This window comes from Nonomuraea sp. NPDC047529, from assembly GCF_040642995.1.
Classification (GTDB): domain Bacteria; phylum Actinomycetota; class Actinomycetes; order Streptosporangiales; family Streptosporangiaceae; genus Nonomuraea.
The window spans coordinates 1-4,443 of sequence record NZ_JBEYTJ010000084.1 but is presented as its reverse complement, the minus strand read 5'-3'; the positions used below and the strand labels follow the sequence as shown (position 1 = coordinate 4,443).

Genomic DNA, 4,443 nt, shown 5'->3' with positions numbered 1-4,443 from the left:
CCGTCCTTGACCGGGGGGCCGCCCCACCCGTTCGCCGCGGGGGGTGGCGCCCCCCAAAGCGACGCCACCCACTCCCCGCCCCCGGGGGGGGGCCCCCCCCCCCCCCCCCCCCCGGCGAATGACGTCAGGCCTTCTCGATGTCGGCCCACTGAACCTGGTTGAGCAGGTTCAGCTTGACGCCCTTGACCTTGGGGGAGTGTCCGAAGTTGCTCCGGTAGAAGTACACCGGGATGTACGGCATGTCCTTGATCAGGATGTCGTCGGCCTGCTGGTAGAGCTTGAGGCCCTCGGCAGCGTCGGCGGCCTGGTCACCCTTGGCGACGATGTCGTCGAACTCCTTGTTCTCGTAGCCGCCGTAGTTGGAGCCGGTCGAGATGGCCTGGGTGCCGAAGATCGGCGTCAGGTAGTTCTCGGCCGACGGGTAGTCGATCGACCAGCCCATACGGAACAGGCCCTTGTACTTCTTGGCGTCCAGGTCGTCCAGGATGGCCTTGAAGTTCTCGAACGGCTTCGGCGTGACCTCGATGCCCAGGTTGGCGCGGAGGTTGTTGGCGACGGCCTCGATCCACTCCTTGTGGCCGCCGTCGCCGTTGTAGCCGAGTTCGAGCTTGGCCGGGCCCTTGGCGTCGGCGTAGAGCTTCTTCGCCTCGGCCGGGTTGTACGTGCAGGCCGTGCAGGCGCCCTGACGGTAACCGGGGATGGCCGGGTTGATGAAGTCGTCGGCCGGGGCGCGGGTGCCCGCGAAGACCGTCTCGGTGATGGTCTTGCGGTCGATGGCCATGGAGATGGCCTTGCGCACGTCCGGGTTCTTGAACTCGGGGTTGTACTTCAGCGGGACGCCGATGTAACCCACAGAGGCGTCGGGCTCGTCGAAGTAACGGTCGCCGAGGACGGACTTGGCGGTCGCGATCGCCGAGGCGGGCAGCGAGTCGTCCACGTCCAGGTTCTCGGCCTGGAGGTCCTGGAAGGCGGTCTCGGCCGAGCTGTAGATCTTGAACTGCAGCTTGGTCCAGTTCTTCGGCTTGGTGCCGGGGAACTTGTCGTAGACCGTCATGTCGATGGTCTGCGCGCCGCCCTTCTTGTAGGGCTTGTCGACCTTGAAGAGGCCCTGGCCGATCGGCTGCTCGCCGTAGGCCTGGGTCACCTTGCCGTCGGCGCCGAGCGCGGAGGCCGGCAGCGGGTAGAAGGCGGTGTACCCGAGCATCGTCTTGAACTGCGAGAACGGTGCGGACAGCGTCACCTCAAGGGTGCTGTCGTCGACAGCCTTGAGGCCCTTCATCTCCTTGGCCGTCGGCGTCTTGCCCTCGCCCGGGTGGACGTCGGCGAAGCCGTCGATGCGGGAGAAGAAGGCGGAGGAGCTCATGGCGTTGTCCTGGTTGGCGCCATAGTTCCAGGACCGCGCGTAGTCAGCCGCGGTGACCGGCTTGCCGTCGTGCCAGGTGTAGCCCGACTTGAGCTTGATCGTCCAGACCTTGCTGTCCTGGGTGGTGATCGACTCAGCGGCCTCTTCAACCGGCTGCTTGTTCTCGTCGTACTTGACGAGCGGCGAGAACACCGCGGCGAGGACTTCGGAGCCCTCGGTCTCGGTGGTGTTCAGCGGGTTGAGGAGCTCCTGAGGCTCACCGATCTCCATGCGGACCGGCGTTTCGCCGCCGCCCGCGGCAGTGCCGCCGTCCGAGGCACCGCCGCCACACGCGGCAACCGCGAGGGCGAGCAGCGCGGTACCGGCGACGATCTGTGCGCCCTTAGTAACACGCATGGTGATAAAAATCCTCCCTCTACAGGTGGGCGACAGCGCTGAGCTGCGGTGATGGTAAGCAGCCTGACGGGGGGTTCCTGGTATCCCCCGGATTTGGCTGACATGGTCAAACCAGCCGACGCCCTGCCAGTCGATCGCGACTATCTCTTACTACTTGCCACCAGCGAGTCTCTGGCGCGTTGCAGTTCGGTCACACGTGCGCCAATCCAGCGTCACAGACATTCCACCTGTAAGGATACAAACCGCCCAGGGATGCTCAAACAGGTCAAGCTTCGACGTGAACAGCGGATGAAAATTACCCCCTACAGGACCGTGGTCGCGCCCTTCCCGCCATGGCGTGCCTCGCTGGGCTACGGTTGAGCGAGTCTTGACGGCACCTTGGAACCTGGCGCCCCAAGACTCCGTCCAAGCATCTGCCGCGTCCCTCGCGGCAGGCACCCCACCGACCGGGATCCAATAGAGTCCTTGCCATGAGCCAGCCGGAATCCGCTGTCGCGGACGCCCAGGCGGGCGGCCGAAGCGGGCAGGAGCCGCTGGCCAAGCTCGCCGAGAGATACGGACTTCGTCGTGCCATCGCGCGGCCGAGGTTCCCTGTCTATCTGCGCCAGCTCTGGGAGCGGCGACACTTCATCCTGACGTACGCGACGTCCCGCAACGTCTCGAAGTACTCCAGCTCGGCCCTGGGCCAGCTGTGGCAGGTGCTGACCCCCCTCCTCAACGCCGGCATCTACTACGTGATGTTCGGCGTCATCCTGGGCGGCCGGGGCGGCATCGAGAACTACCCGGCCTTCCTGCTGACCGGGATGTTCGTCTTCACCTACACCCAGCGCGTGGTGACCGCGGGCGCCAAGTCGATCTCCGGCAACCTGTCGATGATCCGCGCCCTGCACTTCCCGCGCGCCTCGCTGCCGCTGGCGTACACGATCCAGGAGCTGCAGCAGCTCGCCATCTCCATGGGCGTGCTCCTCGTCATCGTGACGGCCACCGGCGAGTGGCCCACCTGGTTCTGGCTCATGATCCCGGTGGTGCTGGCGCTCCAGACGATGTTCAACATCGGGGCCAGCCTGGTGATCGCGCGGCTGGGCGCCCAGATGCGCGACCTCAACCAGTTGCTGCCGTTCATCACCCGCACCTGGCTCTACGCCTCGGGCGTCTTCTTCTCGATCCAGGACAAGGTGGTCGGCTCCGCCAAGCTTCCGCAGTGGGTCGCCGACGTGATGTACCTGAATCCGACGGCCTCCTACATCGAGTGGATGCGCGACATCCTCATCAAGACCCACCACACTCAAAACGGACACAACCCCCCGACTATGGTGTTGGTGTCTTGCGTATTCTGGGCAGTGTTCTCACTCGGCTTCGGCTTCTGGTACTTCTGGCGGTCCGAGGAGAGGTACGGGCGTGGCTGAACTGACCGAGGAGCTGTCACAGGTGAAGGGCGAGGAGCCCGCCGTCCCCGGCAAGGACGTGAGGGTGCACCCCAACCCGGAGCCCCAGGGCAAGCGTCCGCTCGACGTTCCCACGGGCACCCCGACCGTCATCGTCGACGACCTGCACATCGTCTACCGCGTCTACGGCACGGCCACCGACAACGAGAAGGGCAATGCGGTCAACGCCCTCACGCGCCTGCTGAAGCGCCAGGGCCGTCCGCAGATGAAGGAGGTCCACGCCGTCAAGGGCGTGACCTTCGTGGCCTACCACGGCGACGCCATCGGCATCGTGGGCCGCAACGGGTCGGGCAAGTCCACCTTGCTGCGCGCCATCGCCGGCCTCCTGCCGCCGCACGAGGGCGCGGTCTACACCGACGGCCAGCCCTCGCTGCTCGGCGTCAACGCCGCGCTCATGCGCGAGCTGACCGGTGAGCGCAACATCGTCCTCGGCTGCTACGCCATGGGCATGACGCCGGCCGAGGTCAAGGAGAAGTACCAGGAGATCGTCGACTTCTCCGGCATCGACGAGTTCGTCCAGCTGCCCATGTCCACGTACTCGTCGGGCATGGGCGCGCGGTTGCGCTTCGCCATCTCCTCGGCCAAGACCCACGACGTCCTGCTCATCGACGAGGCCCTGGCCACGGGTGACCGCGAGTTCCGCAAGAAGAGCGAGGCCCGCATCCGGCAGATCCGCGAGTCGGCCGGCACGGTCTTCCTGGTCGCCCACGACCTCAAGGTCATCGAGGAGACCTGCAACCGGGTCATCTGGCTGCACAAGGGCAAGATCCGGATGGACGGCGACCCCAAGGAAGTCATCTCCGCCTACAACAAGGGCTGAGCCCGTTTCGATCACCCGTGCGAAACGCGGGTGACTCGCGCGCCGAAACGCTGACAGCGTGACGGGCGTTCCGATAGAATTCGAACGCGGATTCGAACCAAGGAACGCTGATGGAGTGGGGGCGCGCGATGGGAGAGCTTTCGGCCGCGATCGACCACCTGGCCATCGAGGACGTGGCCGAGATGCCCAGAATGCAGCTCGCCGAGCAGCTGCTCGACCTTCACTGGCAGATGGCCCGGCTGCAGGCCCAGATAGCCCGCCGCACCGGCGTCCGGCTTCCCTAGCCGGCCCGGTCGGGCGCGGAGCCGTACGAGGGTGGGGAAAAGAGAAGGCCGCCGACCCCGGATCGGGGGCGGCGGGGGGGGCGGCGCGGGGGCGGGGGCCGGGGGGGCGCCGGGGGGGGGGGGGGGGGAACGCCG

At 66.4% G+C, this 4,443-nt stretch carries 4 protein-coding genes; 3 read left to right on the top strand and 1 reads right to left on the bottom strand.

Features of this window, described 5'->3' with window-relative positions:
* Positions 1-124 precede the first annotated feature (124 nt).
* Positions 125-1,759 carry an ABC transporter substrate-binding protein gene (locus ABZ815_RS52170; RefSeq protein ID WP_357710880.1) on the bottom strand — a complete coding sequence of 545 codons (1,635 nt, stop codon included), beginning with the start codon at positions 1,757-1,759 and terminating at the stop codon, positions 125-127.
* A gap of 470 nt (positions 1,760-2,229) precedes the next feature.
* Here ABZ815_RS52170 and ABZ815_RS52165 point away from each other — a divergent pair, with 470 nt between their 5' ends.
* The 3 genes from ABZ815_RS52165 to ABZ815_RS52155 all read left to right on the top strand — a co-directional run bounded on the left by ABZ815_RS52165 (position 2,230) and on the right by ABZ815_RS52155 (position 4,308).
* Positions 2,230-3,165: an ABC transporter permease gene (locus ABZ815_RS52165; protein WP_357710877.1), complete on the top strand. Its 936-nt coding sequence runs from the start codon at positions 2,230-2,232 to the stop codon at positions 3,163-3,165.
* The gene (locus ABZ815_RS52160; protein ID WP_357710875.1) at positions 3,158-4,024 is read left to right on the top strand and encodes an ABC transporter ATP-binding protein; all 867 of its coding nucleotides are present in this window, start codon (positions 3,158-3,160) and stop codon (positions 4,022-4,024) included. The genes ABZ815_RS52165 and ABZ815_RS52160 overlap by 8 nt, the downstream gene beginning before the upstream one ends.
* A 128-nt stretch (positions 4,025-4,152) precedes the next feature.
* Positions 4,153-4,308, top strand: a complete 156-nt coding sequence (locus ABZ815_RS52155) for a hypothetical protein (protein WP_357710873.1) — start codon at positions 4,153-4,155, stop codon at positions 4,306-4,308.
* Positions 4,309-4,443: the final 135 nt, after the last annotated feature.